This is a genomic window from Thioalkalivibrio sp. ALJT (genome assembly GCF_000381825.1).
Lineage (GTDB): Bacteria > Pseudomonadota > Gammaproteobacteria > Ectothiorhodospirales > Ectothiorhodospiraceae > Thioalkalivibrio.
On sequence record NZ_KB907139.1, the window covers coordinates 1 to 2,649 of the forward strand.

Consider the following 2,649-nt stretch of genomic DNA (forward strand, 5'->3'; position numbering starts at 1 on the left):
ACCCTTGGCCGATCTCCTCCGAGGTCGAAAACAGGATCCACCCGAACCCCAAATGCCCCTGCGGCTGAGGGCCGCGTAAGTGGGACAGCAGTGGGCGGATGCCCTGCCACTCGACGCGACGCACACTACCATGATAAACGCATGGTTTGCCTGTAGTGGTGTGCCGCCGAGAGGAGGACGCCGGGATGATATGCAGAATCTGTATATCACCAATATGACAGATTCTGTCTAATCGACTGTTAGACATATGAGGTAGCTAATGAGACAACAAAAAATGTGCTTGGAGTCCTTCGATGGAGAGTCTTTTGGAGCTCTTGTAAGCGGGTTGGAGAATGAAGGCTATGTAATAGATGGTCGAGAAGTTCGTGGCATAACGTTCTCTAGCACTCAGATTGAGCATATAAATCAAGACATATTCAATCAGCTGTGCGCGCGATTTCAGGTGAACGCAGAAGTTGAAGTTGGGGTAGCAGGCAAATTTTTTAGTTCTCAGGGGGCTTTTTATATCCTTTACGACACAAGCATTCATGATCATGCAGGTGCTCAGAAGGTTCTCGAAAAATATGTTGATACGTTGGCAGAATTCTGAGCCATTAAAGTCTAACTACAGCGTCAACGCGGACACCCGACTGCGCTGCGCTTCGTCGGGCGCCGGTTACGCTGGCCGTTATCCACGCAGGTAGGGTTCGGAGAATGACAACACTCATACCGTCGCTGAACAGCTGCCTCCCGCGGATGACGTCAGGCGAGAAGCGCTTTGCGCGGCGGCTGGAGGACGACTACCTGTGCTGGTACGACTTACCGGTGGGCGAGCGGTCGGGATGTGATCACGGGGGCGGACCACGATAACGAACGGATTTGATACGGGTTTATCCATTTTCGGGACGGATTTAAGTCCTTAAAGGGGGCATTTGAGGCCTCGAAACGATTGGAAAACCCTGCCTTGTGCACCGCGGTGTGCCGACTGTTGAAACATTCCGCCATGCGATCGGTGATAGGCGACACGAACCATTCCCCATCGCCACTGGGGTCACCTTTGACTGTTGCAATCACGGGGTTAGCGTCAAAGGAAAGGGGCAGGGAACGGCCCCGGCAAACCCGTTGCAACCTCGCGGGATCGCGAAGGAGGCACACCATGCGCAGCGTAGACAACATGCCGGCGCTGGAGGACATCGCGAAGGCCTGCGACTACTCCAGTTCCCGCGTGGACATCGACGCCGCCGGTCCGGCCCGCGCTGCATCCGGCAGCGGTGCGCGATGGCGGTGATCCACCACGAGATGGAGATCGATGCCGCTCCGGATGCGGTGTTCGACCTGATGGCCCGGGTGGAGGCGTTCGCCGCATACAGCGAGGCCATCGAGTCCATCACCCGTGTCGGGCCCGATCGCTACCGCTGGCGTGTGCGGGTGGCCGGGGTGCCGCTGGTCTTCGATGTGGAGGTGCTGGTCGCGGTCCCGCCGCGTCTGCTCGGCTGGCGCACGCTGGCCGGGCTGTCCTGTGAGGGCTGCTACCGGCTGTCGGCGTGCGGGCGTGGCACGCATCTGCAGCTGGCCGTGCGCTGCGGCGGCGAGAACCCCCTGACCGACGGCCTGCTTGGCCTGGCCGCCCATCCGTTGCTGGACCAACTGGGGGCCGAGGTGGTCCGCAATGCCCGGCCGGTCCTGCACCGGGCGTGAGGCTTATGCTTCTGCGTGGAACTCGCGGTATTCCTCGACGAAGGCCAAGCGGGTGGTGTCGGTCACCCGGTGGATGAACAGGGTGCCGTCGAGTGAGGGGGGGCTGATAGTCAGCCTGGCGCCTCGGTTACCTGACGGGGACGGAGCCAGCGATTCATGCAGGAAAGGACAAACATCGGTGAAAACAACGAAATACTTCCGGGCGACTCGGGGCAGGCCGGACCGTGCGAGAATCAAGGACGAATGGATCCAGTACGTGATGCAGCATCCTGAGAGAGAGCACGTGCAGGCAGATGGCCGAATAAGGCGCTGGGCCAGGATCGAGGCAATGGAAGGCCGGTACCTGCGGGTGATTCTGCTGGACGATGGCGAGACTATTCACAATGCATTTTTTGATCGGGGGTTCCGGCCATGAAAGTCAGCTATTTCGATGACAGCGATACTCTGTACATCGAGTTCCGCAGCAGCGACATTGCGGAATCGAAAGACCTGGACGAAAACACCATCCTGGATGTGGATGCCAGCGGCAATGTCTGCGCAATCACTTTTGAACATGCAAGCCAGCGTACCGACGTTAGCCATCTCATTGTCGAGGGTATTGCGGCATAAGCTCTCCTTTTTGTCGACGCCATAAAGCGCCCGGCGCCGTAAGCTGCACCGGGCGTGAGGCTTATGCTTCTGCGTGGAACTCGCGGTATTCCTCGAGGAAGGCGAGGTGGGTGGTGTCGGTTACCCGGTCGATGAACAGGGTGCCGTCGAGGTGGTCGATCTCGAGACGCCCAAGCCTTGAAAATGCGAGAGGGATGTTCAGACCTTGCCTTTTGCCTCCGTATAACGGGAGGCGCAAAAGGCAAGGTCTGACCCTCGATCCCGTGCGGACCCCCTGTCTGTCAACCTGAAGCCATACAACCCTTTCATGGGTTAATGTAGATTTCAGGGCGACGACAGCAGGAGCAGACCGATGCCCAAGGC

The 2,649-nt window shown here is 58.5% G+C and carries 4 protein-coding genes and 2 pseudogenes; 4 read left to right on the forward strand and 2 right to left on the reverse strand.

All coding sequences use genetic code 11. From position 1 onward, the window contains the following. Positions 1 to 259 precede the first annotated feature (259 nt). The 3 genes from G332_RS13600 (at position 260) to G332_RS0112535 (ending at position 1,677) form a co-directional block, all read left to right on the forward strand. Positions 260 to 589, forward strand: coding sequence for a hypothetical protein (locus tag G332_RS13600; protein ID WP_156000878.1), 330 nt, complete (start codon positions 260 to 262; stop codon positions 587 to 589). A 546-nt stretch (positions 590 to 1,135) separates the two neighbouring features. Next, positions 1,136 to 1,267, forward strand: coding sequence for a hypothetical protein (locus G332_RS13835; protein ID WP_019627334.1), 132 nt, complete (start codon positions 1,136 to 1,138; stop codon positions 1,265 to 1,267). Further along, positions 1,258 to 1,677 carry an SRPBCC family protein gene (locus G332_RS0112535; protein ID WP_019627335.1) on the forward strand — a complete coding sequence of 140 codons (420 nt, stop codon included), beginning with the start codon at positions 1,258 to 1,260 and terminating at the stop codon, positions 1,675 to 1,677. Before G332_RS13835 ends, G332_RS0112535 begins: the two co-directional genes overlap by 10 nt. A gap of 3 nt (positions 1,678 to 1,680) precedes the next feature. On the opposite strand, the pseudogene G332_RS13605 reads toward G332_RS0112535, so the two are convergent. Beyond that, positions 1,681 to 1,770, reverse strand: a pseudogene (locus tag G332_RS13605) (peptide deformylase); the annotation flags it as partial. A gap of 318 nt (positions 1,771 to 2,088) precedes the next feature. Here G332_RS13605 and G332_RS0112545 point away from each other — a divergent pair. Beyond that, entirely contained in the window at positions 2,089 to 2,286 is a 198-nt protein-coding gene (locus G332_RS0112545; protein WP_019570592.1) for a DUF2283 domain-containing protein, read from the forward strand. Positions 2,287 to 2,347: 61 nt separating this feature from the next. Here G332_RS0112545 and G332_RS13900 read toward each other — a convergent pair. Then, positions 2,348 to 2,449 (reverse strand): annotated as a pseudogene (locus G332_RS13900) (peptide deformylase); the annotation flags it as partial. Positions 2,450 to 2,649 lie beyond the last annotated feature (200 nt).

Bases quoted from the DNA above. Each gene is read 5' to 3' on its own strand.
- G332_RS13600 (WP_156000878.1), top strand. From the start codon at position 260: ATGAGACAACAAAAAATGTGCTTGGAGTCCTTCGATGGAGAGTCTTTT.
- G332_RS13835 (WP_019627334.1), top strand. From the start codon at position 1,136: ATGCGCAGCGTAGACAACATGCCGGCGCTGGAGGACATCGCGAAGGCC.
- G332_RS0112535 (WP_019627335.1), top strand. From the start codon at position 1,258: ATGGCGGTGATCCACCACGAGATGGAGATCGATGCCGCTCCGGATGCG.
- G332_RS0112545 (WP_019570592.1), top strand. From the start codon at position 2,089: ATGAAAGTCAGCTATTTCGATGACAGCGATACTCTGTACATCGAGTTC.